The organism is Novosphingobium capsulatum NBRC 12533, from assembly GCF_001598375.1.
GTDB classification, from domain to species: domain Bacteria; phylum Pseudomonadota; class Alphaproteobacteria; order Sphingomonadales; family Sphingomonadaceae; genus Novosphingobium; species Novosphingobium capsulatum.
In genome coordinates this window covers 95,351-118,804 of sequence record NZ_BCYV01000006.1, presented here as the reverse complement: position 1 = coordinate 118,804, position 23,454 = coordinate 95,351, and the positions used below count along the sequence as shown (strand labels likewise).

The following is a 23,454-nucleotide window of genomic DNA, read 5'->3' as shown; positions in this document are numbered from 1 at the left end:
AGACCCGCCATTGGAAAGGCAAATGCATGTTGCGCAAGGTGATCGTCCTGACCCTTCCCCTGGCCCTGGCTGCCTGTGCGGCGCAGAACGCCGCCCCGCGCGATCCAACCCGGCCTGATCCGGCCGCCCAGGCCCAGCGTGCTCAGGCCCATGCGCAGGCGCTGGCCAAGGCGCAGGCCCGCCTGGCGAACGAGCAGGCCGCCTGCAAGAAGGGCAACCGCCGCGCTTGCGCCCGCGCCACGGCCGCGCAGGCCGTGGTCAACGATCTCAACAACCCGCAATAAGGTTTTCAGACTGCGGCCCGGCGCAGGCGATCGTTGATCGCCGCGCCGATGCCCTCATCCGGCACCGGGGCAATGGCAATACGCGGCTGACGTGCCGCTGCGCCGTCGTGTAGGCAGGCGTAGAGGCGCGCGGCCGCCTCGGCCAGGTCACCCTGGGCCGAGAGCGTGACATCGCCTGAGACCGCGCCGAAACCGATCATGAACTCGTCCGTCTGCGCGTGCTCCGCGCCCAGGCGCACCGGCTTTCCCGGGGCATAGTGGCTGGCCAGCTGGCCCGGGGCCTCGATCCCGCGCGACGGGCCTTGTTCGGCCTCCTCGCCCAGCACGGCGGCGATTTCGGCGCCGGTGATCGGGCCGGGGCGCAGCAAGGCCCAACCGCCCTCGGGCCGCAGGCCAACGATCGTCGATTCGATCCCCTGCCGGGTTTCGCCGCCATCGAGCACCAGATCCACCCGCCGCCCGAGCGAGGCAGCGACATGGGCCGCGCTGGTCGGGCTGATCGCGCCGCTGCGGTTGGCCGATGGCGCCGCCAGGGGCAGGCCGGATTGACGCAGCACCGCCTGCATCGCCGGATGAGCCGGGCAGCGCAGCGCGACGGTGGGCAGGCCGGCACTCACGGCCGTGGCCAGGCCGCTGTCGGCGCGGCGTGGCACGACCAGGGTCAGCGCGCCTGGCCAGAACGCAGCCGCCAGGGCCTTGGCCCGGTCATCCAGCACCGCCAGACGCTCTGCCGCCGCCAGATCGGGCACATGCACGATCAGTGGGTTGAAATCGGGCCGCCCCTTGGCGCGATAGATACCCGCCACCGCCGCATCGCGATCAGCCCGCGCCGCCAGGCCATAGACGGTCTCGGTCGGTACGGCGACGGTTCCGCCCGCCGCCAGCACGGCGATGGCAGCCGCGACGCCATCATCGTCTGCGGGGCGGATTTCGGGCGGCAAGGGGTCGGAAAAGGGGTTGGACGTCATGGCTGCCGTCGCTATCGCGACTGCGCGCCTTTTGCAAAGCATCCCCTTAGCCGCAAAGTTGCCCACGTGATGATCGATCAGCCGCACAGCCTGCCCGAAACGCTGCTTACCCGCATTGCCGAAGCGCTGGAGCGGCTGGCGCCGCCGGCGCCGCCCCAGGTGAACTGGTTGACCCATCCCGGCTATGTCTGGCTGGGGCAGACCGCACGCGCGGTGGAACGGCTGGAGGCGCCGAGCCTGCCACTGATGCGCGGCATCGATGCGCAAAAGGCCGCAGTGGTGGACAACGTGGCGCGGCTGGCCCGTGGTGCGGCCGCGCATGACATGCTGCTGTGGGGATCGCGCGGCATGGGCAAATCGGCGGTGCTGCGCGCCGCGGTGAACGCCGCCGACGCTGCCCACCCCGGCGCCATCGCCCTGGTCCAGGCCATGCCCGATGCCAGCCTGCCGCTGCTGTTTGCGCAGTTGCGCGGGGTGCCGCGCCAGTTCCTGGTCCTGCTCGACGATCTCGGCTTTGATGCTGGCGATGCCGAAGGCGCGCGCCTGCTGCGTTCGTGGCTGGAAGGCGGGGTGGAAGCGCGGCCGGCCAATGTGCGCCTGGCCGTGACGTCAAACCGCCGCGCGATCGTGGAACGCCACATGAGCGAGCAGGATGATCCGATCAATCCGCGCGATGCAGTGGACGATCGCCTGGCCCTCGCTGATCGCTTTGGCCTGTCGCTGGGCTTTCATGCCTGCAACCAGGACGATTACCTGGCAATCATCGCTGGCTATTGCGCCGAACTGGCCCTGCCGTTCGACGCGGGCGATGCGCTGGAATGGTCCAAGCGGCGCGGCAGCCGTTCGGGCCGCGTGGCCTGGCAATACGTCAATGAGCTGGCCGGTCGCGCCGGCAAGGCACTGTAAGGCGCCGGTTCAGTAACGCTCAGCGGTAGAAGATATGCCCGCCGATGGCGGCCAGGCGGGTCTTGCCCCAGGCCGGGGAAACGCGCGCGGCGTGGAAGAACAGCGCACCTTCGACCGGGCTTTTCCAGCTGCCCTGATCGGCAATCACGGCAATGCGCGCGGCATTGGCCCAGAACCGGCTGGCGTGGTTGATCGCCGGCATGGCATGGCCGCGCACGAACGAGAACTGCGACGGCTGGAACACCACGCCGCAATAGGATGACGGATAGCGGCCCGAATGGCTGCGCGCCACGATCACGCGGGCAACGGCCAACTGGCCCGCCAGGCTCTCACTCTTGGATTCGAAATAGACTGCGCCAGCCAGGCATTCGAGCTCGGCTGACAGGTTGGCCGGAACGGGCGTTGCCGCCACCAGATCAGCCAGACTGGCAGGGTTGACCGCGCCGGTGGTGGCAGAAGGTGCCGGGGCCAGGGCGAGCATGCCGCGCGCCGGCGGCAGCGTGGTGGTGGCAGGGCCGGCAGAAGGAAGCGTGATGGCCCCGTTGGCGGAGCCTTCTGCCACCACGACCTGGAGATCGTGCGGGCCAGAGGGGGCGTGAACAGACAGGGCGTGAACAGGTTCCTGAGCCTGGGCAAGCGGTGCGCCCAGCAGCATTGCCACGGCAAGCAGGCTGGAAAGGGCCTGGCGGGCAACGCGGAACGGATCGGTCATCAGCCATCTGCATTGGGCGGTGATCGGCCGATTGCGGCGCGCAGCACAGCGCTTCGGCAATCATGCCGAAAGCCATGCCCCTTGGGCCGTAACGGTAAACCCCCGTCTGCGTGCCAGCGCCTGAAGACCCCATGCCAAGCGGCGCCGCCTGCGCAATTCGATGGCGCCGGGTCTATCCACGCGCGAAAGGGAGTCAACCTTCGCCGGCAAAGTTCCCGATGAACTGTTGTGCGTCTGCGATGGTCAGTTCAAGCAGCCACAAATCGGGATCAGCCGCAGTTCTGCGCGCTATATAGTCGTTAAAATCTTGTTTAATTTCCGGGTCTTGCGCTTTGGTAGCAGTCCATGGCCGGCTACCATCGGCGCGGGGCATGCGCTCCCACAGTTGCGCCAGGTGCCCGTGCTCGGGGTGATTTTCCAATGTCACCAAGGCGATAGTGCCGGCATCGGCATCGCCCTTGTGCAGCACCATGGCAAAGCCGCCAGCCGCCTGCGCGGCCCTGATCCAGCCTTTGGCCTCGATCCCTGCGGGTAGGCGCGCTGTCATGGCTTGGGGTGCGCGCGGTTCAGGCCGCGTCGCGATCGATCACGTTGACCAGCACGGCATAGAGCGCGTCGGCATCGGGCGCGCTGGTCAGTCGCTGGTGCATGCGATCATCGCGCATCAGGCGGCTGATCGCGGCCAGTGCCTGAAGATGCACGGCGCCGGCCTGTTCAGGAGACAGGAGACCGAACACGCAATCGACCGGCATGCCATCGGCCGAGGCAAAATCGACCGGTTCTTCCAGCCGCAGGAACACCGCCACCGGGCGCGACAGGCCATCGAGCCGGGCATGGGGAATCGCCACGCCACGGCCGAAACCGGTGCTGCCCAGGCTCTCACGCTCTTCGATGCGTTCCTGCACCTGCGCCCGGTCGAGCCGATAGACGCTGGCAAAGCACGCGGCGAGCATATCCAGGATCTGCGCCTTGGATTCAGCGCGAACGACGCGGACAGCCTGAGGATCAATGGAAAAAAGTGCGGTCATGAAACGAAAAACGCCACAGCCTGTGTAAAGGCACGGTCAAGTTGGCGGCGCCATGCGCTCTATTCGTTCCCCATGCAAGCGCCGAACGCATCACGGGTGAATTGGCCAATGCCGTCATGGCACTGCCCGCAAACCCGAAATGGGCCTGCGGGCAGGGCTTAGAGATCAGGCGCCAGCCGGTTCAACCCAGCCGATCGAGCCATCGCCACGGCGATAGACCATGTTGTGCACGCCGGTGCCGGCGTTCTTGAACAGCAGCGCGTTGGTGTTGCGCAGATCGAGCATGATCACCGCGTCAGACACCGTCGCGGTGGGCACGTCGACCCGGGTTTCGGCAATCACCAGCGGCGCATCGGCAGCTTCGGCTTCTTCCTGATCGTGCGCAGGTTCTTCCACCATGAACACGGTATAGGCCGCGTCTTCACTGCGGCGGGCAAAATCGGCGCCTTCGGAATGGGCCTTGATCCGGCGCTTGTAGCGGCGCAGCTGCTTGTCGATCTTTTCGGCCGACTGGTCCAGCGCCTGGTGCGCGTCCTGGGCCACGCCGCTGCCCTTGAGAATCAACCCTTGCGTCACATGGGTGATGATGTCGCAGCGGAAACCTCCGTGCGGCGCCTTGCCCAGGGTGACCTGCGAGGAAAGCGCGCGGGAGAAGTACTTGTCGACAATGCCGGAAAGCCGATCGGCCGCGTGGGCCTCAAAGGCGGCACCGGCCTCGACCTGGTGTCCCGAAACGCGAATGTCCATGGGTCTTCTCTCCTTCTTGGGCCCGCTTTGACCGCGAGGCCACTTGCGGCCCGCACAGTGGGCCGCAAGCGAGACCTAACGCGACCAGAGCGGGTTGCTGATGCCCGCCATGAACTCCGCATGGCGGGCCAATTCCGCTTCGCTGGCCGCATGCGGCCGGGGCTCGCGGAAGATCCGGGTGGTTTTGGCAACAGTCACTTCGGCCACGGCCGCAACCGCGGCCACAGCGCCGGTAACTGCAGAAGAGACGCTGACCTCTGCCGCAAGTTCCAGGCCGATTTGCCGGCCACCCATCAATTCGACGTAAAGTTGTGCCAGAAGCTCGGCATCGAGCAGCGCGCCGTGCTTGGTGCGATGGCTGCGATCGATGCCATAGCGGGTGCACAGCGCATCGAGGCTGAGCTTGGCGCCGGGATGCTTGCGCCGCGCGATCGCCACGGTATCGACCATGCGATCGCGGCTGACCGGCTCCATCCCGATGGCGGAAAGTTCGGCGTTGATGAAGCCGAAGTCGAACCCGGCGTTGTGCGCCACCAGCGGCGCATCACCGATGAACTCCAGGAAATCGGCGGCACACTGGGCAAAGCGCGGCTTGTCGGCCAGGAAGGCGGCCGACAGGCCGTGCACGGCCTCAGCCTCTGCCGGCATGTCGCGTTCGGGGTTGAAATAGGCGTGATAGGTGGCGCCGGTGGGCACCCGATTGACCATTTCCACACAGCCGAGTTCAACCAGCCGGTCACCGCCTTGCGGATCGAGTCCCGTCGTTTCGGTGTCGAAGACGATCTCACGCATGCCCAATATGTGAACCTGCCGGCCGGGGCTGGCAAGGGGCGCGGCGATCAAGCCGACGGGTTTTTTTCCCCAAGCTGGCCGATCAGATCGTTAACCATGGCCCGGGTCTCGTCGAGCGGAAGTCCAGTGTCGATGATATGATCGGCGCGCGCACGCTTTTCCGCGTCGGGCACCTGAAGTGCCAGGATTTGCGCGAATTTTTCCGCCGTCATGCCCGACCGCGCCAGCACCCGCGCCCGCTGCACCGCCGCCGGAGCAGAAACCACCGCCACGGCATCGAGCCCGGCGCCATGGCCCTTTTCAAACAATAGTGGGATATCGAACACCACCAGGCGCTCCCCGGCATGCTCGATCAGGAACGACTCGCGCGCCGCGGCAACCGCGGGATGGACGATTCGCTCCAGCCGGGCGAGCGCGGCGGGATCGCCAAACACCAACGCGCCCAGCTTGCCCCGGTCGACGCCGTTGGGGCCGGTGGTGCCGGGAAAGGCCGCCTCGATCGCGGGAAGCAGCGCTCCGCCTGGCCCCTGCAAGCGGTGCACCTGCGCATCGGCATCGAACACCGGGACGCCTGCCTCGCGCATCATCTGCGCCACGGCAGACTTGCCCATGCCGATCGAGCCGGTCAGCCCGAGCACGAAAGGCCGGCTCATGCCGGAACGGGCGTCAGCAGGCGGCGGCGCAGTTCCGCATCGGCATCCCCGCGCGGCGGCACCGCGCCAAAGAAGTGGCGGAACGCATGGTCGGCCTGGCCGATCAGCATGGCCAGGCCATCGACCGTGTCATGGCCGGCGCCCCTGGCCCGCGCCAGCAGGTCGGTTTCCAGCGGGCTGGTGACGATGTCATAGAACACCGCGCCCGGCGGCGTGTGCGACAGGTCATAGGCCAGGGCCGGCTGCCCCGTCATGCCCAGCAGCGAGGCATTGACCACCAGATCGAACAGCCCCTGGCGATCATCGAACGCGAAATCGGTGGGATCGGCAAAATGCGCGATATCGACCGCATGATGATCGCTGCCGCGCGCCAGTTCATCGAGCAGCGCCCGCGCCTTGGCCGGATCGCGCCCAGCCAGCACGATCAGGAACCCGGCATCGGACAGCGCCGCGACGATCGCCCGCGCCGCGCCACCGGTGCCCATCACCCGCGCCATGCGCAACAGGTGGGCGTCGGCCAGCCAGGGGGCCAGCGGCTCCATGAACCCGGGAGCATCGGTGTTATAGCCCACCAGCGCGCCCTGTTCGGGCACGATGGTGTTCACCGCGCCGATCCGCGCGGCCAGCGGATCGAGCCGGTCGAGCAGCGGGATCACCGCCTGCTTGTGCGGCATGGTCACGTTGCAGCCGCGCCAGGCGGGATCGGCGCGACGGGTGGTGAGGTAATCGGCCAGGCCATCGCTGCGCACGTGGGCGCGGCGATACGCACCGGCCAGGCCCAACTGTTCCAGCCAATAGCCATGGATTACCGGACTTTTGGACTGCGCAATCGGATCGCCGATTACCTCGGCATAGGGGAGTAGCGCCTCGCTCATTCCGGCAGTTCCCCGGCAGTGCGCAGCGCGGCGAGCAGCGCCAGCAGCGGCATGCCCAGCACGGTGAAGTGGCTGCCCTCGATGCTTTCGAACAGCTGCACGCCCAGCGCCTCGATCCGAAACACGCCCACGCAGCCCGAAACCGCCGGCCATTCCTTGTGGAGATAGCTGTCGATAAAGCTGTCGGAAAGCCGGCGAACCTTGAGCCTGGCCGTCTCGCAATGGCGCCAGGTCACCTGGCCATCGCGCATCAGCACGGCCGCGCTGTGCAACTGCATGGTCTGCCCGGAAAAGAACCGCAGGTGTTCGGCCGCCTGCTCGCGGCTTTGCGGCTTGTCGAACGAGCGGCCGCACACCTCCACCAGCGAATCCCCGCCCAGCACCAGCCGGCCCGGCATGGCGGCAGACACCGGCATCGCCTTGGCCTCGGCCAGGATCTGCGCCACCTGGCAGCCCGGCACGCCGATCAGCTCGCGCTTGATCTCGCCTTCATCCACATCGGAACTGCGCGCTTCATAGGGCACGCCAGCAGCATCGAGCATGGCCTTGCGCGAGGCGCTTTGCGAAGCAAGTACGATCATAGAGCCTTCATTCCCGGATTGGCGTCCCCGGCGACCTTGCGCTCGTTGTAGAGCGTGATCACCGCTGCGGCCGTCTCCTCGATGGATCGGCGCGAAACGTCAATCACTGGCCAGCCATTGTCGGCAAACATCCGCCGCGCATATTGCACCTCGCGCGCCACGTGCTCGCTGTCGACATAGGCGGTCTCGGGCGCCTGGTTGAGCGAGAGCAGGCGGTTGCGGCGCACCGCGATCAGGCGTTCGGGGCTGGTCGTCAGCCCCACGATCAGCGGCCGCCGCACGGTATAGAGCGTGGGCGGCGGCGGGCTTTCCACCACGATCGGGATATTCGCCACCTTGTAGCCGCGATTGGCAAGATAGATCGAGGTGGGCGTCTTGGAACTGCGCGAGACCCCGGCGAGCAGGATATCGGCCTCTTCCCAGTTTTCCCAGCCGACGCCATCGTCGTGCGCGATGGTGAACTGGATGGCATCGACGCGCTGGAAATAGGCCTCGTCCATCATGTGCTGGCGGCCCGGCCGGCCCTGCGCTTCCTGGCCCAATTGCTGTTCCAGCGCATTGGTCACGGCATCGAGCGCAGCCACGCAGGGCAGGCCCAGCGTGGCGCAGCGTTGTTCCAGCCGATCGCGCGTTTCGGTGTTGACCAGCGTAAACAGCACCAGGCCAGGGTTAGCGGAAATTTCACCCAGAATGCGGTCAAGATGCTGCTGCGAACGGACCATCGGCCAAAAATGCCGCACAACATCGGCATCTTCGAACTGGGCAAGGGCCGCTTTGGCAATCATTTCAAGGGTTTCACCTGTTGAGTCGGACAGCAGGTGAAGGTGCAGACGCGGCATGGGAACCCTTTGTGAACAAGCCGGCGCACCGCGTTGCAGGGCCGCCGGGGTAACCCTGTGGAAAGCGCTAGGATAAACCACGGGATGAAACTGGCGACAAGTTTCGCCCCCGATTTCACCCCCGAAGCGAGTCATCCACGGGCCCTTTCATCCCCATGGGGACAGCCTTTCCCACAGCCTGTGGGTAACGGGCACAAGTTTGTCTTGCATCGGGAGTCATCGGGATTCGCGCCACGCGAATTTTGTGGAGCATCCGGGACAAATCGGGCAGAGCTTGGCTATCCCCGATTTCCACAGGGCCAACTACCTTCATCATCCCATTTAATAAGATTCTATTTTTTTGATTGGATTGGAAAAACAAGAACGATGCCCGGTCCCATTCTCGAAACGCTCAGTGGCCAGAACCTTTCCCGCCGGCCGATCTGGCTGATGCGCCAGGCGGGGCGCTACCTGCCGGAATATCGCGCCTTGCGGGCCGAAAAGGGCGGGTTCCTGGAACTGGTCTATGATACCGAGGCTGCCGCCGAGATCACGCTGCAGCCGATCCGCCGCTTCGGGTTTGACGGGGCCATCCTGTTTTCCGACATCCTGATCGTGCCCTATGCCATGGGCCAGGATCTGACTTTCACGGCGGGCGAGGGACCGCGTCTTGCTCCCCGGCTGGTGGATACCGCGCTCAGTGCCCTCCAGGCCGTGCCAGAGCGTCTTGCGCCGATCTACGCTACCGTGGGCAGGGTCAAGGCGGCCTTGGGCCCACAGACCACCCTGCTGGGCTTTGCTGGCAGTCCGTGGACCGTGGCGACCTACATGGTGGCGGGCGAGGGCAGCCGCGATCATCACGAGACGCGCAGCTATGCCTATCGCGATCCGCAGGCGTTCCAGGCGATCATCGATGCCATCGTCGAGGTGACGATCGAATACCTCGCTGGCCAGGTCGAGGCCGGCGCCGAAGGCCTGCAGCTGTTCGACAGCTGGGCCGGCAGCCTGGCACCCGCCGAATTCGAACGCTGGGTGATCGCGCCCAATGCCCGTATCGCCGCGGCGATCCAGGCACGCTATCCCCATGTCCCGGTGATCGGTTTTCCCAAGGGCGCGGGCGAAAAGCTGGCCGCCTATGCCCGCGAAACCGGGGTCAATGCGGTGGGCGTGGATGAAACCATCGATCCGCTGTGGGCCGCGCGCGAATTGCCGGCGGGCATGCCGGTGCAGGGCAATCTTGATCCACTGCTGCTGCTGGCCGGCGGGGCCGAGCTGGACCGCCAGGCCCGGCGCGTGCTCGATGCCTTTGCCGATCGTCCGCATGTGTTCAACCTGGGCCACGGCATCGGCCAGTTCACCCCGATCGCCCATGTCGAGCAGCTGCTGGCCACGGTCCGAGGCTGGCAGCGCCCGTGAAACGGGGAGCGCTGGTGCTTGCCTTGGCGGTGGCTGCGCTGGGTGGCGCAGCCACGGCACAGGCCGCGCCCGATCGCTTGCCACCTTTGGCCACCACGACGCTGGATGGCACGCCATTTGCCATCAATCCGGCTGCGCATGACGTGGTGGTGGTGCATTTCTGGGCCACCTGGTGCGCGCCGTGCCGGCATGACATGCCCATCCTCGATGCCACGTGGCAGCGATATCACGCCCAGGGCGGCAGCGGCCAAGGCCTGCGCATGGTCGGCATCGCGCTCGATACCGCCGCCAGCCGCAGCCGCATCCTGGCGGCGGGCATGGGCGTGCACTTTCCGCTGATCCGCGCCACCGATACCCATGTGCGGCCGCGCGATCTGCCCACTGCCTTGCCCGAAACCCGCATCTATGGGCGCGATGGCACGATCGTGGCGCGTTTTGGGCCGCTCGATGCCGCGCGGTTCGACCAGGCGCTGGCCAAGGCGCTGGCGGGCTAGCGCGGCCAGCTGAGGCGCCTGCTGCATCGTTCCCTCTTGCGCTGGGCCGGGGGCAGGGTACCCATGCGGCCCATGAACAAGCTCACCCACACGCTTTCGCTTGCCGCGCTGGCCCTTGGCGCGGCCCCTCTCGCCCTGGCAGCGACGCCCGCTCCGGCCGTGGCATCCGCATCGGCCGCCGCCGCACCGGCGATGACCGCGCAGGATCTCGTCACGCTGCCGCGTCTGGGCAGTTTTGCCGTGTCGCCCGATGGGCGCCTGGCGGCCTACACCGTCACCACCACCGATCCGCACAGCTACAAGCGCAGCACTGCGCTGTGGCTGCTACCGCTGGGTGGCAAGGGCGCCACGCCGGTCAAGCTGGCCTGGCAGGGCAGCATCAGCGATCCCGCCTTTGCCCCCGATGGGCGGCTGTGGTTCCTGTCTGACAAGGATGGCAAGACCGCGCAGGTCTGGTCGGTCCTGCCCGGCGCCGATGGCAGTGCCGGCGGCCCGATCAAGGTCACCGACCTTGCCGCCGAGGTGGCCGGGTTCAAGCTTTCGCCTGATGGCACACGGCTGGCGGTATGGGGCGATATCGCCCGCGCCTGTGCCACGTTTGGCGGTTGCGCCGATCTGCCCCATGGCGACGGCAATACCGGCCTGCCCGGCCCGGGCAGCGGGCGGCTCTATCGCGATGGTGCCGGCTTCGTGCGCCATTGGGACACCTGGGAAACGCCGGGCATCCACAGCCGCATCTTTGCCTTCGCGCTCAAGGCCGGGCAGGTCGATCCGGCATCCGGTCATGCGCTCGATGGTGATCCAGCCAAGGGCGGCCTGGTCGGCGACGCACCCAGCAAACCGTTCGGCGATGGCAGCGAACTGACGTGGAGCGCGGATTCCAGCGCGGTGATCTATGCCGCGCGCCAGGCCGATCGTGACGAGCCGCGCTCGACCAATCTCGATCTGTGGTGGGCACCTGTCGATGGCAGCGCGCCGCGCAACCTGACGGCCAGCAACCGTGGCACCGATACCACCCCGGCGGTATCGCCCGATGGCCGCTGGCTGGCCTGGGCGGCGATGGCGCGCCCGGGGTACGAGGCCGATCGCCTGGTGATCCAACTGATGGACCTCAAGACCGGGCAGAGCCGCGCGTTGACCCAGGGCTGGGATCGCTCCGCCGGCTCGTTGGCCTTCACGCCCGACAGCAAGGCCTTGATCGTCACGGCGCAGGACCTGCTCGATACGCCCGCGTTCCGCGTCGATCTCGCTACGGGCAAGCCCACGCGCCTGGCGTTCCAGAAGGGCCGCGAAGGCCACGTTTCGCAGATCGCCATGCTCAAGGGCGGGGCGTTCCTGCTCAAGCGCGATGCCATCGATGCCGTGCCCGAACTCTATCTGGGCAAGCCGGGCCAGCAGGCCACGCGGCTGACTGATCTGGGCACTACGGCGCTGGCCAGCATGGCCTCGGTGGCGGTGGAGCGGTTCTCTTTTGCGGGGGCCAACGGCGATACGGTGTGGGGCCAGATCCTCAAGCCGGCGGGTGCGGTGGGCAAGCTGCCGACCGTGCTGCTTGTCCATGGCGGGCCGCAGGGCTCGTTCAGCGATGGCTGGTCCACCCGCTGGAACCCGCGCCTGTGGGCAGCGCAGGGCTATGCCGCTATCACCATCGATTTTCACGGATCGACCGGGTACGGCCAGGCCTTTACCGACAGCATCAACCAGGATTGGGGCGGCAAGCCGCTGCAAGACCTCAAGCTGGGCATGGTGGCGGCCGCGGCCAAGGATGGCGCGGTCGATCCCGGCAATGCCTGTGCGGCCGGGGGCAGCTATGGCGGCTACATGATGAACTGGATCGAGGGGCAGTGGCCCGATGGCTTCAAGTGCATCATCCAGCACGATGGCGTGTTCGATGCGCGCGCCATGGCCTATGAAACCGACGAGCTGTGGTTCGACGAATGGGAACACGGCGGGCACCCCTATTACGAGGCTCCCGAAGCCTTTGAAAAGTGGAACCCGGTCAACCACGTGGCGCAGTGGAAGACGCCGATGCTGGTGATCACCAGCGAGAACGACTTCCGCATTCCCTATACCCAGGGCCTCGCCAGCTTTGCCGCGCTGCAACGGCGCGGCATCCCGTCCGAACTCTTGGTTTTCCCCGATGAAAACCATTGGGTGCTCAAGGCCAAGAACTCGCTGCAATGGCACCAGACCATCTTTGGCTGGATGGCCCGCTGGCTCAAGCCGGCGCAGTGATCCCGGTGTCCCGGTGGCGCCAGATGGGCGCCACCGGAAAACCGTTCAGAACCGCGCGGTAAGCCCCGCCGCCAGGTTCACGCGGGGTGCCAGCTGCCAGCCGACCACGCGCTGATACAGCGGCAGCTGGACGTGGGCGAAGGCGGAAACCCGCGCCGCCAGCGGCATGCTAAGGCCCGGGGCAAAATAGACCTGTTCGCCCCCGCTGTTTTCGACGTCGGCATTCAGGCCGCTGTCCTGCCCATTGATCCGCGCGTTGATCTGCAACTGCGGCACCACGCGGCCCAGGCCCATCCACTGCACCGCCAGCGATGCTTCACCGATCGTGCCGGGGCGATAGTCCTGCCGCGCATTGAGCGCGATCTGCGCCTGGGCCTGCACCATCAGCGCCCAATCCCGGCCTAACCGGCGATAGTGATAGGCGCCGATCACCGCCTGCGTGGTGCCGGTGCCCGGCTGCAAGCCGCGATCCACTTCCTCGCCCTGTGCCGGGCCGCTGCGGAACGTCTGGTGAAAGCCGCCGGTGGGCAGGATCAGCCCGAACTGCAGCCCGGTCACGCCGCTGGGCGTCGACAGGCCCTGCCAGCGCGCCGTCACCCGGATATCGCCCAGGCCATGGGTGCGTGACCGGCTTTCTGCATCGGTATCTTCGGCAATCGTCGCATGGGGGCGGATGATCAGCGGCACGGCCACGTTGATGCCCCAGTCGCTGGCAAACTGCCGGTCATAGCTGGCGGTGAGATAGACATTGTCGGTCCAGCGTTCGATCTCGCGATCGTTGGGAATGGTCAGCTGGCTGGTATCGACCTTGCTGGTGCCGGTGCGCAACTGGCTTTGCGGCACATAATCCACCCGCAGCGTGGCGGCCTGGCCGGGCTGGGTGACCAGCCCCTGGTTGAGCCAGTCAGACGTGAACGTGCAGCCGCAGCTGGCACAGGCCAGCGCTGGGGTGGACGACAGCGCAAGGGCAAAGGGCGCAGCCGCAAGGGCGCGCGAAAACAGGCGTGGCATGGATCGGATATCCCGACAGGCGGCCCCGCCACCGATGCAGCGCGGGCCGGAAAAACAAAAATGCTCGGTGTGCTTGGCTTAGCCGAAGGCGCCTTGCGGTGGCGCACGCGCCGGTGGTCGCGTGCGGGCAATCGCCGCCAGCATCAGGGCCGCCACCAGCGCCGGCGTAATGGGCGCAATCAGCGGGGGCGCCAGGGGCAGGGCAGGGGCTTCTCCCCCACCGATCATGGCATTGGCCAGCACGCCGAATGCGCAAGGGCCGGGATTGGCCGTGCCGTCAGTCTTGGCGGGATGGCTGGTTGGCAGGGTGATCGTGCGCCGGCTCGCTTTGCTCACGTCAGCGCCAAGTGGGCCGCTGCCATCACACAGCGCCACCACGATGCCGCGCGCGCCGTTGGGCACCGGCATCATCCCCGGCGGGATCAGCACGCGCAGGCCCAGCACCAGCGCCAGGATCATCAGACCCAGGCGCGGATGGTGCATCAGCAATCGGCGGCCTGCCTGCAACACGTGGCGTCCCCCTCATTGGCTCGCCTGCTTGGCCCCCTCCTACCCGAGCGGGCAAGGTTCTTGCAATCATCGCCTTAAAGGCCGAGATGCTGTGGAGCCGTTCGGCGTGCCGCACGTTGCCCGTCGAAAGGCCCGTTCCCGTCCCCCTCGCGCAACGCTAGAAGACCCTCATGCTCCAGGTGCTCTCGATGCTCTATCTCTGGCTCAAGGCTGGCCACGTCATCTTCGTGATCTTCTGGATGGCCGGGCTGTTCATGCTGCCCCGCCTGTTCGTCTATCACCAGGAAACGCCGGTCAATTCCCCCGAAAACGCGGTGTGGACCGATCGCGAGCGCAAGCTCATGAAGATCATCATGGCGCCCAGCGTGGCGGTGGTGTGGATCCTGGGCCTGGCCATGGCGATTTCGGGCGGCTGGTTCACCCAGGGTTGGCTCCATGCCAAGCTGCTGCTGGTGGTGGCGCTGACCGGCTATCACATCTGGCTCGCCCGCTATCATCGCGCCTTGGCGCGGGGCGAACGCCGCCTCACCGGCAAGCAGCTGCGCCTGCTCAATGAAGTGCCCGGCGTGCTCGGCGCGATCATCGTCATCCTGGTGATCATCAAGCCGTTCTGAGCGACGGCGTACATGGCGGCGGCCAGGCCCAGCGCTGGCCGCAAGCCCCGCACCCTTCACCAATCCTCAATTGACGCCGGGCTTTTCCCGTCATAACGCACATCTCGACCGGCACATACCCGGGCGCGCACTGGCGCGCTCACGGCCTGCTTTCTCCAAGCCCATCGGCCCGCCGGCCATTTTTCCAGCCTATTTCCGCTGACGGAACACACGCAATGCATCTGAAAGAACTCAAGAAGAAAACCCCCGCCGAGCTGGTCGAAATGGCCGAAGAGCTGGGCGTGGAAGGCGCCAGCACGATGCGCCGCCAGGATCTGATGTTCGCCATCCTCAAGGAAGTGGCCGAAGACGGCGAGGAAATCCTCGGCATCGGCACGATCGAGGTTCTGCCCGACGGCTTCGGCTTCCTGCGCAGCCCGGAAGCGAACTATCTCGCCGGCCCGGACGACATCTATGTCTCGCCCAACCAGGTCCGCAAATGGGGCCTGCGCACGGGTGATACCGTGGAAGGCGAAATCCGCGCGCCCAAGGATGGCGAGCGCTATTTCGCCATCACCCGCCTGATGAAGGTGAACTTTGACGAGCCGGAGGCCGTGCGCCACCGCGTCAACTTCGACAACCTCACGCCGCTTTATCCCAACGAGCGCCTCAAGCTCGATACGCTCGATCCCACGGTCAAGGACAAGTCTGCCCGCGTGATCGACCTGGTCAGCCCACAGGGCAAGGGCCAGCGCGCGCTGATCGTGGCGCCGCCGCGCACCGGCAAGACCGTGCTGCTGCAGAACATGGCCAAGGCGATCACCGACAACCACCCGGAAGTGTTCCTGCTGGTCCTGCTGGTCGACGAACGCCCCGAAGAAGTGACCGACATGCAGCGCTCGGTGAAGGGCGAGGTCATCTCCTCCACCTTCGACGAACCGGCCACGCGCCACGTGCAGGTTGCCGAAATGGTCATCGAAAAGGCCAAGCGCCTGGTCGAACACAAGCGCGACGTGGTGATCCTGCTCGACTCGATCACGCGTCTTGGCCGCGCCTATAACACCGTCGTTCCCTCGTCGGGCAAGGTGCTGACCGGCGGTGTTGACGCCAACGCTCTGCAGCGCCCCAAGCGCTTCTTCGGCGCGGCGCGCAACATCGAGGAAGGTGGCTCGCTCTCGATCATCGCCACCGCGCTGATCGACACCGGCAGCCGCATGGACGAAGTGATCTTTGAAGAGTTCAAGGGCACCGGCAACTCGGAAATCGTGCTCGACCGCAAGGTCGCCGATAAGCGCATCTTCCCCGCGCTCGACGTGGGCAAGAGCGGCACGCGCAAGGAAGAACTCCTGGTGCCGCGCGACCAGCTCAGCAAGATGTGGGTGCTGCGCCGCATCCTCATGCAGATGGGCACGGTCGACGCGATGGAATTCCTGCTCGACAAGATGAAGGATTCCAAGACCAACGAAGACTTCTTCGCCACGATGAACCAGTAATCCCGCCAAGGGTTTGCTGCGCAAAAAAGGGGTGGGAGGCAGCCATGCCTTCCACCCCTTTTTGCGTCCAGCCTGGTGATGGGGTGAGGGCTTCGACAGGCTCAGCCCGAACGGAAACAGCCGTATGGACGGTCCCAGCCCTCCGTTCGCCCTGAGCCTGTCAAAGGGCGCTGGCACAAACGCCCCGATCATTCACCCGTCTTCCAGCGCCTCGGCCATCTTGCGCCACAGCAGGTCTGCCGCAGCAAACGGACGCACCATCACTTTGGCATCGACGATCCGCCCTTCCAGATCGAAGCGCAGCAGGTGCACGCCGTTCACCGCCACACCATCGAGCGTCGCCTCGAACTCCAGCGCCGCTTCCGGGCCATCGGCCAGTTCGCGCACATAGGCAAAGCGTCCCAAGGCCAGGATGCGGCAGGCGGCCGACAGGTGCAGTGCCACCGCCTCGCGGCCCACCTGCGGGGTGTGCAGCACCGGCGAGTGAAACACGGCATCGTCAGCCAGGAGTTCGGTGAGCAGGTCTTCGGGGCATCCCGCAAGCATGGCGCGGTGCCAGGCGGCCAATCCAAGCTGCATGATACGTCTCCCAGCCAAGGGCGCGCGACTGCCGGCACCCGGCATGTTCCACGTGAAACAACGCGTGGCCGGGCGCATTGATCCGGCGCAACGCGGCATGGGCAAGCCTGCAGCGGTTGATCGGTCGCGATACCGTTTCGGTCGATCATGGGCTTGGCGTGCCTGGCCGACTGTGACACCTTCCGTGCCGCAAGCCACGACAAATTCCTGGGAGCAGGCCATGAAAGTGAATGTCGAGATCGAATGCAGCCCGGAAGAGGCCCGCCGCTTTCTCGGCCTGCCAGACGTTTCCAAAGCCAATGACGTCTATGTCGATGCCGTGGCCAAGGCGATGCAGGGCGTAAGCAGCGTGGACCAACTCCAGGGCTATGCCAAGCAACTGGCGCCGATGGGCGAAATCGGCCTCAAGCTGTTCCAGCAGTTCATGGAGCAGGGCGCCGGGGCGGCCATGGCTGGCTTCAAGGCCGGCATGGGCGGCGACAAGAAGTAGGCACCGCCGAGATGTAGGCACTGGGCCCGCCGCGTGATAAGCGGCGCAGCATGAGCGACAACCCGACGATCTTTGCCCTCAGTTCCGGAGCGCCGCCGGCCGGCATTGCCGTGGTGCGGATCAGTGGGCCGGCCGCTGGCATGGCCCTGGCAGCCTTGGCAGGCAGCTTGCCTATGCCGCGCCGCGCCACGTTTCGCCGGCTGGTCGATCCTGCCGATGGCGCCTTGCTCGATGCCACGATGGTGTTGTGGTTGCCCGGTCCGCATACCGCCACGGGCGAAGACAGCGCCGAACTCCATCTTCATGGTGGCCGCGCCGTGGTTCAGGCCGTGCTTGCCGCGCTCGCTCGTTTGCCTGGCCTTCGCGCGGCCGAGGCGGGGGAGTTCACCCGCCGTGCGTTCCTCAATGGCCGCATCGATCTCAACGAGGCCGAAGGTCTCGCCGATCTGCTCAATGCCGAAACCGAATTGCAGCGGCGCAGTGCTCTGGCGATGGCCGATGGCGCGCTGTCCCGTCAGGTCGAGGATTGGCGCCAGGGTGTCTTGATGCTTTCTGCCCAGCTTGAGGCACTGCTCGACTTTTCCGATGAGGATGACGTTGGCGAAGGCGTGGCCTTGCTGCCGCCAGGCTTTGCCGATCAGGCCGCAACGCAGGCGGCGCAGGTGGCCGCGTGGCTAGACCGCCCACGTGCAGAGCCGTTGCGCGAAGGGTTTCGCGTGGTGCTGGCCGGCCCGCCCAATGCCGGAAAGTCCACGCTGTTCAACGCGCTGGTCGAGGCAGAGGCCGCCATCACTGCGGCGGAGCCCGGCACCACGCGCGATGTTCTGACGCGCAGCGTGGCAATCGATGGTGTGCCTTTCACCTTTGCCGATACCGCCGGGCTGCGTGACGAGGGTGCCGGCGAGATCGAGCGGATCGGTATTGCCCGTGCACGCGCCGAGGCTGCGCGGGCCGACCTGATCCTCTGGCTCGGCCCTGAGGGGGAAGGGCCGGCTGACGCTACCGTGCCGCTGTGGGAACTGGCTGCGCGTGCCGACGATCCGGCCGCCCCGGCCAAGGCTGCGCCCCGCCATCGTCTCTCAGTTCATACCGGCGAAGGGCTCGATGCCTTGCGTCGCGATCTCGTCAGCCATGCCCGGGCTAGCTTGCCAGGGCCGGGTGAGGCGGCGCTCAATGCCCGCCAGCATGCACTTCTTTCGCAGGTGCACAACAACCTTGCGGCAGCGACGCTGGAGTTCGACCCGCTGCTGGCGGCCGAGCACTTGCGCCTGGCCCGCCGCGCGCTGGATGGGTTGACGGGCCGTGCTGGCACCGAAGACATGCTCGATGCGCTGTTCGGTCGCTTCTGCATCGGCAAATAGGCGAACGGGTTTTTCACGCGGCGCAAATCTCCCCTCCGCATGTTTCACGTGAAACACAAGTTTGACCCAAGGCGCGCAGAGCGATAGGGCAGAGGGCATGCATTCCTTCGACATCATTGTGGTCGGCGGCGGCCATGCGGGCGTCGAGGCGGCCTGCGTGGCGGCGCGCATGGGTGCGCGCACCGCGCTGGTCAGCTTCGATCCCGAAAAGATTGGCGCGATGAGCTGCAACCCGGCGATCGGCGGCTTGGGCAAGGGACACCTCGTGCGCGAGGTTGACGCCTTTGATGGCGTCATCGCGCGGGCGGCCGATGCTGGCGCTATTCATTACCGCATGCTCAACCGCTCGAAAGGCAGTGCGGTGCAGGGGCCGCGTGTCCAGGCTGATCGCAAGCGGTTCAAGGCGGCGGTCCAGGCGGTGGTGAACAGCCAAGCCGGTCTCACCGTCGTTCCGGGCGAAGCAGCCGCGCTGCGCCTGGCCGGTGGCCGCGTAGTCGGCATCGACCTCGCCGATGGATCCATTTTGGAGGGATCGGCCGTGGTGCTGTGCACCGGCACGTTCCTGGGCGCGCGCCTGTTCCGTGGCGAAGAGCGGATGGAAGGTGGCCGCATCGGCGAAGACGCCGCCCATCGTCTGGCGGCCCAGCTGCGCGATGCCGCCCTGCCGATGGCCCGGCTCAAGACCGGCACACCGCCGCGCCTGGATGGCCGCACCATCGATTGGGCGCGGTTGGAAGAGCAGCACAGCGATGCCGATCCATGGACGATGTCGCCGCTCAGCCAGTCACGTCCGCTGCCGCAGATCTTCTGCGGGATCAGCCGCACCAATGCGCAGACCCACGATATCATTCGCGGTGGCCTCGATCGCTCGCCGCTGTTCACCGGCGCGATCGGCGCGCGTGGCCCGCGCTATTGCCCGTCGATCGAGGACAAGATTCACCGCTTTGCCGATCGCGACAGCCACCAGGTCTTCCTCGAACCCGAAGGCCTGGACGATCACTTGGTCTATCCCAACGGCCTCTCCACCTCGTTGCCCGCTGATGTGCAACTGGCGATGATGCGCTCGATGGAAGGGTTGGAGCAGGTTGCTATCGTCGTGCCCGGCTATGCTGTGGAGTACGATCATATCGATCCGCGTGCGCTGCGCCCCAGCCTGGAAGTGCGCGCCATGCCTGGCCTCTATTGCGCCGGGCAGATCAACGGCACCACCGGCTATGAAGAGGCCGCTGCGCAGGGACTGGTCGCGGGCATGCACGCCGCTGCCGCCGTGCTGGGCACCGCGCCCGCAGCGCTCGATCGTGGATCGAGCTATATGGCGGTGATGATCGATGACCTGACGCTGCACGGGGTGAGCGAGCCCTATCGCATGCTTACCGCGCGGGCCGAATATCGCCTGCGCCTGCGCGCCAACAACGCCACCACGCGGCTGACGCCCTTGGCGATTGCGGCGGGCTGTGTCGGTGATGAGCGCCGCGCCTGGTTCGAACGGCGGCTCGACGCGCGGGCCAGGCTGGAAGAGGGACTGGCCCAGGAAACCACCCCGAGCGAGATGGCACGCGCCGGCCTGGCGGTTCGCGCCGATGGTGCGCGGCGCAGCCTGATGGAATGGTTGCGCTTCCCCGAAGTGACGCTGGCCGGGTTGGCACCTTGGCTTGCCAATGCCATGCCCGACGACGCCTTGCTGGTCGAGGAAGTGGAAGAAGACGCTGCCTATGCGCCCTATCTCGCGCGGCAGGAAGCGGAGCTGCGTGACCTGCGCGCCAACGAGACCGTGCCGCTGGGCGAGGATTTTCCCTATGACCGCGTGCCCGGGCTTTCCGCCGAAATGGTCGAACGCCTGAGTGCCGCCCGGCCCGAAACGCTGGCAGCCGCCGGCCGTCTGGCGGGGATCACCCCGGCCGCGCTGGCCAGCCTGCTCGTCCATGCCCGTCGCCGGATGGTGGCAGCATGACCGCCATGATCGAGAGCGAGGCGCAGGCCCAGGACTGGCTGCACCAGACACTGGGCACCGATGACGCCACCATGGCGCGCCTGGACCGGTTGGTTGAACTGCTGGTGGCGGAGAACGAGCGGCAGAACCTGATCGCGCGCGGCACCATTCCCATGGTGTGGCAGCGTCACATCGTCGACAGCGCTCAGCTGCTGACTGTTCCACGTGAAACATTGCCCGACGGCGCATGGCTCGATCTGGGCACCGGGGCCGGGTTTCCCGGCCTGGTGATCGCTACCCTGCAACCGCAGCGACCGGTGACGCTGGTCGATTCGCGCCGGCTGCGCACCGACTGGCTGGCGCGCGCGACGGCGGAGCTTGGGCTGTCGCACGTCAACGTCGTGCTTTCACGCGTCGAAGACTTGCCCGATCAGACCTATGCGGTACTTTCCGCACGCGCTTTTGCGCCGCTTGACAAGTTGCTGACGATTTCTTCGCGTTTTTCCACACCGGAAACGCTGTGGTTGCTGCCAAAAGGGGCGAAGGCAGGGCAAGAAGTGGCTATACTGCCTGAAACCTGGCGCCATGTGTTTCACGTGGAACAATCGCTGACCGATCCCGCCGCTGGCGTGATCGCCGGTCGCTTGCTGGGTGGCCATCCCCCGAAGCCTGCCCGCCAGCCGGGTCCGGCTTCCCAACGAGGCTCCCGTCGATGATCACCATCGCCATTGCGAATCAGAAGGGCGGCGTGGGCAAGACCACCACCGCTATCAATATCGCGACCGCACTTGCCGCTACTGGCTGGAAAGTGCTGCTGGTTGACCTTGACCCGCAAGGCAATGCCTCCACCGGGATCGGCCTCAACGCCGCCGATCGCGAGCGGTCTTCCTATGACATGCTGATCGACGGGGCAGGGGTGGCGGAATGCGCCGTTCCCACCCGCATTCCCGGCCTCGATATCATCCCCGCCACGGTGGACCTGTCAGGCGCCGAGGTGGAGCTGGTCAGCGTGGATGATCGCACCGGCCGTCTGCGTGCTGCACTGCACCGTGACACGACGCACGAAATCTGCCTGATCGATTGCCCGCCCAGCCTGGGCCTGCTGACCCTCAATGCCATGGCCGCAGCCGATAGCCTGATGGTTCCGCTGCAGTGCGAATTCTTTGCGCTGGAAGGGCTTAGCCAGCTTTTGCAGACGGTGGAGCGGGTGCAGGAACGCTTCAATCCCGATCTGGGCATCCTGGGCATCGTGCTGACCATGTACGATCGCCGCAACCGGTTGACAGACCAGGTGGCCGACGATGTGCGATCGTGCCTGCGCGATCTCGTGTTCGAATCGGTGATTCCGCGCAACGTGCGCCTGTCCGAGGCGCCCAGCCACGGGCTGCCGGCGCTGATCTATGACCATGCCTGCTCGGGATCGCAGGCCTACATGAAACTGGCGCGCGAGCTGATCGGGCGCCTGCCGGAACGGAGGAAGGCGGCATGAGCGGCGAAGACGGCGTCAAGGCACCGGTAAAGCGCGCCGCATTGGGCCGGGGGCTGGGCGCCTTGCTGGGCGAGACCCGGCGCGAGGAATCGCTGGTCCGTCCGGCGTCCGCCGCAACCGGTGGCACGCCTGCGGCCGCAGCCCCGGCGCGGGCCACCACCGGCGTCGCGCTGCTGTCGGTGGCCGAGATCGAGCCGCACCCCGATCAGCCGCGCCGCCATTTCGATGAAGAGGCGCTGGACGAACTGGCCCAGTCGATCGCCGCGCGCGGTGTGATTCAGCCGGTGATCGTGCGCCCCATGGCTGGTGGCCGCTATCAGCTGGTGGCGGGCGAACGCCGCTGGCGTGCGGCGCAGCGCGCCCGCGTGCACGAAATCCCCGCTATCGTCCGCCAGCTAGACGAGCGCGAGGTCACCGCGCTGGCGCTGATCGAAAACCTGCAGCGCGAAGATCTCAACCCCGTGGAAGAGGCCCGCGCCTATCAGCGCCTGTCCGACAACGACGGGCTGACCCAGCAGGAAATCGCCCGCTTTGTTGACAAGTCGCGCAGCCATGTCGCCAATCTCATGCGGCTGCTCTCGCTGCCTGAGGAAGTGCTGGACATGGTCCAGCGCGACGACCTGTCGATGGGCCATGCCCGTGCCTTGGCGGTCGTGCCCGATCCGCTGCCGCTGGCGCAGGAAATTATCGCCAAGGGCCTTTCGGTGCGCGATGCCGAGCGCATGGCCAAGCGCGCGACCAAGCCGGAAAGTGGCCCGCGCCGTGCCCGTGCCGAACGCGATCCGTCAGACAGCGCCGATATCGCCGCCGTGCAGGCCCATGTGGAGGAATTCCTCGGCCTCAAGGTGACGATCAATGCCGATGCCGATCCACGCACCGGCAATGTCGTGATCCGCTACAAGACGCTCGACCAGCTTGACCTGATCTGCCAGCGGCTGACTGGCGGCGCGATTTAAATCGCGCCGGCCAGCACGGCCGCCAGTGCCTCAATCCCACGCGCGTCCTCCTCGTCAAACCGCGCCACGGTCGGGCTGTCGAGGTCGATCACCGCGATCACCACGCCGTCGCGCTTGATCGGCACGACCAGTTCAGAGGCGCTGGCCGCGTCGCAGGCGATATGGCCGGGGAAGGCGTGGACATCGCGCACCAGCTGCGTTTCGCCAGTAGCCGCGGCGGTGCCACACACGCCCTTACCCAGTGGAATGCGGATGCAGGCCGGCTTGCCGGCAAACGGGCCGAGCACCAGGGTATCGCCGATCAGGCGATAGAACCCGGTCCAGTTGCAATCGGGCAGGGCCAGCGCCAGCAGCGCGGCGACATTGGCCATGTTGGCCACGCCATCGCTTTCGCCATGGATCAGCCCGCGCGCGGCCGCGACGAGATCGGCATAGAGGGTGGGCTTGTCAGCGCTATCGAATTGAAAATCGTACATGGCGGTGGGGCTTAGCGCATTTCCCGCAAGCTGTCATTGCAGCGAAGCCCTGGCCGC

Annotated in this window: 27 protein-coding genes; 13 read left to right on the top strand and 14 right to left on the bottom strand. The window is 66.5% G+C overall.

Annotated elements, in window-relative coordinates:
- Positions 1-26 precede the first annotated feature (26 nt).
- Positions 27-284, top strand: a complete 258-nt coding sequence (locus SCA01S_RS04230; RefSeq protein WP_062783256.1) for a hypothetical protein — start codon at positions 27-29, stop codon at positions 282-284.
- 5 nt (positions 285-289) lie between these two features.
- Here SCA01S_RS04230 and SCA01S_RS04225 read toward each other — a convergent pair whose 3' ends face one another.
- A complete protein-coding gene (locus SCA01S_RS04225) occupies positions 290-1,252 on the bottom strand; it encodes an L-threonylcarbamoyladenylate synthase (RefSeq protein ID WP_054131666.1) in 963 nt (320 codons plus the stop codon).
- Positions 1,253-1,321: 69 nt separating this feature from the next.
- Here SCA01S_RS04225 and SCA01S_RS04220 point away from each other — a divergent pair, with 69 nt between their 5' ends.
- A complete protein-coding gene (locus SCA01S_RS04220) occupies positions 1,322-2,158 on the top strand; it encodes a DUF815 domain-containing protein (RefSeq protein WP_062783253.1) in 837 nt (278 codons plus the stop codon).
- 19 nt (positions 2,159-2,177) lie between these two features.
- Here SCA01S_RS04220 and SCA01S_RS21650 read toward each other — a convergent pair whose 3' ends face one another.
- From SCA01S_RS21650 to SCA01S_RS04175, 9 genes are all read right to left on the bottom strand, one after another.
- Complete coding sequence (locus tag SCA01S_RS21650; protein WP_245652437.1) at positions 2,178-2,870, bottom strand: cell wall hydrolase; 693 nt, start codon at positions 2,868-2,870, stop codon at positions 2,178-2,180.
- Positions 2,871-3,063: 193 nt separating this feature from the next.
- Positions 3,064-3,417 (bottom strand): DUF1491 family protein, encoded by a 354-nt coding sequence (locus SCA01S_RS04210; RefSeq protein WP_062783250.1) that lies wholly within the window; start codon positions 3,415-3,417, stop codon positions 3,064-3,066.
- A 19-nt stretch (positions 3,418-3,436) separates the two neighbouring features.
- Positions 3,437-3,898 carry a PTS sugar transporter subunit IIA gene (locus SCA01S_RS04205; protein WP_022676474.1) on the bottom strand — a complete coding sequence of 154 codons (462 nt, stop codon included), beginning with the start codon at positions 3,896-3,898 and terminating at the stop codon, positions 3,437-3,439.
- A 165-nt stretch (positions 3,899-4,063) separates the two neighbouring features.
- Positions 4,064-4,645, bottom strand: coding sequence for a ribosome hibernation-promoting factor, HPF/YfiA family (gene hpf / locus SCA01S_RS04200; protein ID WP_022676473.1), 582 nt, complete (start codon positions 4,643-4,645; stop codon positions 4,064-4,066).
- A 75-nt stretch (positions 4,646-4,720) separates the two neighbouring features.
- Positions 4,721-5,437: a DNA polymerase III subunit epsilon gene (gene dnaQ, locus SCA01S_RS04195; RefSeq protein WP_054131664.1), complete on the bottom strand. Its 717-nt coding sequence runs from the start codon at positions 5,435-5,437 to the stop codon at positions 4,721-4,723.
- A 47-nt stretch (positions 5,438-5,484) separates the two neighbouring features.
- The gene (coaE, locus tag SCA01S_RS04190; protein WP_062783248.1) at positions 5,485-6,090 is read right to left on the bottom strand and encodes a dephospho-CoA kinase; all 606 of its coding nucleotides are present in this window, start codon (positions 6,088-6,090) and stop codon (positions 5,485-5,487) included.
- A complete protein-coding gene (locus SCA01S_RS04185) occupies positions 6,087-6,965 on the bottom strand; it encodes a shikimate dehydrogenase family protein (RefSeq protein WP_062783245.1) in 879 nt (292 codons plus the stop codon). Before SCA01S_RS04185 ends, coaE begins: the two co-directional genes overlap by 4 nt.
- On the bottom strand, positions 6,962-7,546 hold the full coding sequence (locus SCA01S_RS04180; RefSeq protein WP_062783243.1) for a nucleoside triphosphate pyrophosphatase: 585 nt from the start codon (positions 7,544-7,546) through the stop codon (positions 6,962-6,964). Before SCA01S_RS04180 ends, SCA01S_RS04185 begins: the two co-directional genes overlap by 4 nt.
- Positions 7,543-8,385 (bottom strand): pyruvate, water dikinase regulatory protein, encoded by an 843-nt coding sequence (locus SCA01S_RS04175; RefSeq protein WP_062783240.1) that lies wholly within the window; start codon positions 8,383-8,385, stop codon positions 7,543-7,545. Before SCA01S_RS04175 ends, SCA01S_RS04180 begins: the two co-directional genes overlap by 4 nt.
- A 366-nt stretch (positions 8,386-8,751) precedes the next feature.
- On the opposite strand from SCA01S_RS04175, the gene hemE reads away from it, so the two are divergent.
- The 3 genes from hemE (at position 8,752) to SCA01S_RS04160 (ending at position 12,509) form a co-directional block, all read left to right on the top strand.
- The gene (gene hemE / locus SCA01S_RS04170) at positions 8,752-9,780 is read left to right on the top strand and encodes a uroporphyrinogen decarboxylase (RefSeq protein ID WP_054131659.1); all 1,029 of its coding nucleotides are present in this window, start codon (positions 8,752-8,754) and stop codon (positions 9,778-9,780) included.
- A complete protein-coding gene (locus tag SCA01S_RS04165; RefSeq protein WP_245652436.1) occupies positions 9,777-10,274 on the top strand; it encodes a TlpA family protein disulfide reductase in 498 nt (165 codons plus the stop codon). The genes hemE and SCA01S_RS04165 overlap by 4 nt, the downstream gene beginning before the upstream one ends.
- 72 nt (positions 10,275-10,346) lie before the next feature.
- Entirely contained in the window at positions 10,347-12,509 is a 2,163-nt protein-coding gene (locus SCA01S_RS04160) for a S9 family peptidase (RefSeq protein ID WP_062783235.1), read from the top strand.
- A 45-nt stretch (positions 12,510-12,554) separates the two neighbouring features.
- Here the strand turns inward: SCA01S_RS04160 and SCA01S_RS04155 are convergent, their stop codons facing one another.
- A complete protein-coding gene (locus SCA01S_RS04155; RefSeq protein ID WP_062783233.1) occupies positions 12,555-13,520 on the bottom strand; it encodes a hypothetical protein in 966 nt (321 codons plus the stop codon).
- 78 nt (positions 13,521-13,598) lie between these two features.
- Positions 13,599-14,003, bottom strand: coding sequence for a hypothetical protein (locus SCA01S_RS04150; RefSeq protein WP_062783230.1), 405 nt, complete (start codon positions 14,001-14,003; stop codon positions 13,599-13,601).
- 197 nt (positions 14,004-14,200) lie between these two features.
- On the opposite strand from SCA01S_RS04150, the gene SCA01S_RS04145 reads away from it, so the two are divergent.
- A complete protein-coding gene (locus tag SCA01S_RS04145) occupies positions 14,201-14,644 on the top strand; it encodes a CopD family protein (RefSeq protein ID WP_022676462.1) in 444 nt (147 codons plus the stop codon).
- 215 nt (positions 14,645-14,859) lie between these two features.
- The gene (gene rho / locus SCA01S_RS04140) at positions 14,860-16,116 is read left to right on the top strand and encodes a transcription termination factor Rho (protein WP_022676461.1); all 1,257 of its coding nucleotides are present in this window, start codon (positions 14,860-14,862) and stop codon (positions 16,114-16,116) included.
- Positions 16,117-16,308: 192 nt separating this feature from the next.
- On the opposite strand, the gene SCA01S_RS04135 is transcribed toward rho, so the two are convergent.
- Complete coding sequence (locus tag SCA01S_RS04135) at positions 16,309-16,695, bottom strand: nuclear transport factor 2 family protein (protein ID WP_022676460.1); 387 nt, start codon at positions 16,693-16,695, stop codon at positions 16,309-16,311.
- 220 nt (positions 16,696-16,915) lie between these two features.
- Between SCA01S_RS04135 and SCA01S_RS04130 the strand changes: the two genes are divergently transcribed.
- The 6 genes from SCA01S_RS04130 to SCA01S_RS04105 all read left to right on the top strand — a co-directional run bounded on the left by SCA01S_RS04130 (position 16,916) and on the right by SCA01S_RS04105 (position 22,921).
- Positions 16,916-17,185: a DUF6489 family protein gene (locus tag SCA01S_RS04130; RefSeq protein ID WP_022676459.1), complete on the top strand. Its 270-nt coding sequence runs from the start codon at positions 16,916-16,918 to the stop codon at positions 17,183-17,185.
- A 50-nt stretch (positions 17,186-17,235) separates the two neighbouring features.
- A complete protein-coding gene (mnmE, locus tag SCA01S_RS04125) occupies positions 17,236-18,546 on the top strand; it encodes a tRNA uridine-5-carboxymethylaminomethyl(34) synthesis GTPase MnmE (protein ID WP_062783227.1) in 1,311 nt (436 codons plus the stop codon).
- Between the two features lie 97 nt (positions 18,547-18,643).
- A complete protein-coding gene (gene mnmG, locus SCA01S_RS04120; protein ID WP_062783225.1) occupies positions 18,644-20,497 on the top strand; it encodes a tRNA uridine-5-carboxymethylaminomethyl(34) synthesis enzyme MnmG in 1,854 nt (617 codons plus the stop codon).
- Positions 20,494-21,192 (top strand): 16S rRNA (guanine(527)-N(7))-methyltransferase RsmG, encoded by a 699-nt coding sequence (rsmG, locus tag SCA01S_RS04115; protein WP_062783222.1) that lies wholly within the window; start codon positions 20,494-20,496, stop codon positions 21,190-21,192. The genes mnmG and rsmG overlap by 4 nt, the downstream gene beginning before the upstream one ends.
- Positions 21,189-21,965 carry a ParA family protein gene (locus SCA01S_RS04110; RefSeq protein WP_022676455.1) on the top strand — a complete coding sequence of 259 codons (777 nt, stop codon included), beginning with the start codon at positions 21,189-21,191 and terminating at the stop codon, positions 21,963-21,965. Before rsmG ends, SCA01S_RS04110 begins: the two co-directional genes overlap by 4 nt.
- Entirely contained in the window at positions 21,962-22,921 is a 960-nt protein-coding gene (locus SCA01S_RS04105) for a ParB/RepB/Spo0J family partition protein (RefSeq protein ID WP_062783219.1), read from the top strand. The genes SCA01S_RS04110 and SCA01S_RS04105 overlap by 4 nt, the downstream gene beginning before the upstream one ends.
- Here the strand turns inward: SCA01S_RS04105 and SCA01S_RS04100 are convergent.
- Complete coding sequence (locus SCA01S_RS04100) at positions 22,918-23,397, bottom strand: free L-methionine (R)-S-oxide reductase MsrC (RefSeq protein WP_062783217.1); 480 nt, start codon at positions 23,395-23,397, stop codon at positions 22,918-22,920. The two genes, SCA01S_RS04105 and SCA01S_RS04100, sit on opposite strands and share 4 nt — an antisense overlap.
- Between the last annotated feature and the right edge of the window lie 57 nt (positions 23,398-23,454).

What these genes read in the sequence shown, in the direction of transcription:
- SCA01S_RS04230 (WP_062783256.1), top strand. Translation starts at nt 27, where the DNA reads ATGTTGCGCAAGGTGATCGTCCTGACCCTTCCCCTGGCCCTGGCTGCC.
- SCA01S_RS04225 (WP_054131666.1), bottom strand. Translation starts at nt 1,252, where the DNA reads ATGACGTCCAACCCCTTTTCCGACCCCTTGCCGCCCGAAATCCGCCCC.
- SCA01S_RS04220 (WP_062783253.1), top strand. Translation starts at nt 1,322, where the DNA reads ATGATCGATCAGCCGCACAGCCTGCCCGAAACGCTGCTTACCCGCATT.
- SCA01S_RS21650 (WP_245652437.1), bottom strand. Translation starts at nt 2,870, where the DNA reads ATGACCGATCCGTTCCGCGTTGCCCGCCAGGCCCTTTCCAGCCTGCTT.
- SCA01S_RS04210 (WP_062783250.1), bottom strand. Translation starts at nt 3,417, where the DNA reads ATGACAGCGCGCCTACCCGCAGGGATCGAGGCCAAAGGCTGGATCAGG.
- SCA01S_RS04205 (WP_022676474.1), bottom strand. Translation starts at nt 3,898, where the DNA reads ATGACCGCACTTTTTTCCATTGATCCTCAGGCTGTCCGCGTCGTTCGC.
- hpf (WP_022676473.1), bottom strand. Translation starts at nt 4,645, where the DNA reads ATGGACATTCGCGTTTCGGGACACCAGGTCGAGGCCGGTGCCGCCTTT.
- dnaQ (WP_054131664.1), bottom strand. Translation starts at nt 5,437, where the DNA reads ATGCGTGAGATCGTCTTCGACACCGAAACGACGGGACTCGATCCGCAA.
- coaE (WP_062783248.1), bottom strand. Translation starts at nt 6,090, where the DNA reads ATGAGCCGGCCTTTCGTGCTCGGGCTGACCGGCTCGATCGGCATGGGC.
- SCA01S_RS04185 (WP_062783245.1), bottom strand. Translation starts at nt 6,965, where the DNA reads ATGAGCGAGGCGCTACTCCCCTATGCCGAGGTAATCGGCGATCCGATT.
- SCA01S_RS04180 (WP_062783243.1), bottom strand. Translation starts at nt 7,546, where the DNA reads ATGATCGTACTTGCTTCGCAAAGCGCCTCGCGCAAGGCCATGCTCGAT.
- SCA01S_RS04175 (WP_062783240.1), bottom strand. Translation starts at nt 8,385, where the DNA reads ATGCCGCGTCTGCACCTTCACCTGCTGTCCGACTCAACAGGTGAAACC.
- hemE (WP_054131659.1), top strand. Translation starts at nt 8,752, where the DNA reads ATGCCCGGTCCCATTCTCGAAACGCTCAGTGGCCAGAACCTTTCCCGC.
- SCA01S_RS04160 (WP_062783235.1), top strand. Translation starts at nt 10,347, where the DNA reads ATGAACAAGCTCACCCACACGCTTTCGCTTGCCGCGCTGGCCCTTGGC.
- SCA01S_RS04155 (WP_062783233.1), bottom strand. Translation starts at nt 13,520, where the DNA reads ATGCCACGCCTGTTTTCGCGCGCCCTTGCGGCTGCGCCCTTTGCCCTT.
- SCA01S_RS04150 (WP_062783230.1), bottom strand. Translation starts at nt 14,003, where the DNA reads ATGCACCATCCGCGCCTGGGTCTGATGATCCTGGCGCTGGTGCTGGGC.
- SCA01S_RS04145 (WP_022676462.1), top strand. Translation starts at nt 14,201, where the DNA reads ATGCTCCAGGTGCTCTCGATGCTCTATCTCTGGCTCAAGGCTGGCCAC.
- rho (WP_022676461.1), top strand. Translation starts at nt 14,860, where the DNA reads ATGCATCTGAAAGAACTCAAGAAGAAAACCCCCGCCGAGCTGGTCGAA.
- SCA01S_RS04135 (WP_022676460.1), bottom strand. Translation starts at nt 16,695, where the DNA reads ATGCAGCTTGGATTGGCCGCCTGGCACCGCGCCATGCTTGCGGGATGC.
- SCA01S_RS04130 (WP_022676459.1), top strand. Translation starts at nt 16,916, where the DNA reads ATGAAAGTGAATGTCGAGATCGAATGCAGCCCGGAAGAGGCCCGCCGC.
- mnmE (WP_062783227.1), top strand. Translation starts at nt 17,236, where the DNA reads ATGAGCGACAACCCGACGATCTTTGCCCTCAGTTCCGGAGCGCCGCCG.
- mnmG (WP_062783225.1), top strand. Translation starts at nt 18,644, where the DNA reads ATGCATTCCTTCGACATCATTGTGGTCGGCGGCGGCCATGCGGGCGTC.
- rsmG (WP_062783222.1), top strand. Translation starts at nt 20,494, where the DNA reads ATGACCGCCATGATCGAGAGCGAGGCGCAGGCCCAGGACTGGCTGCAC.
- SCA01S_RS04110 (WP_022676455.1), top strand. Translation starts at nt 21,189, where the DNA reads ATGATCACCATCGCCATTGCGAATCAGAAGGGCGGCGTGGGCAAGACC.
- SCA01S_RS04105 (WP_062783219.1), top strand. Translation starts at nt 21,962, where the DNA reads ATGAGCGGCGAAGACGGCGTCAAGGCACCGGTAAAGCGCGCCGCATTG.
- SCA01S_RS04100 (WP_062783217.1), bottom strand. Translation starts at nt 23,397, where the DNA reads ATGTACGATTTTCAATTCGATAGCGCTGACAAGCCCACCCTCTATGCC.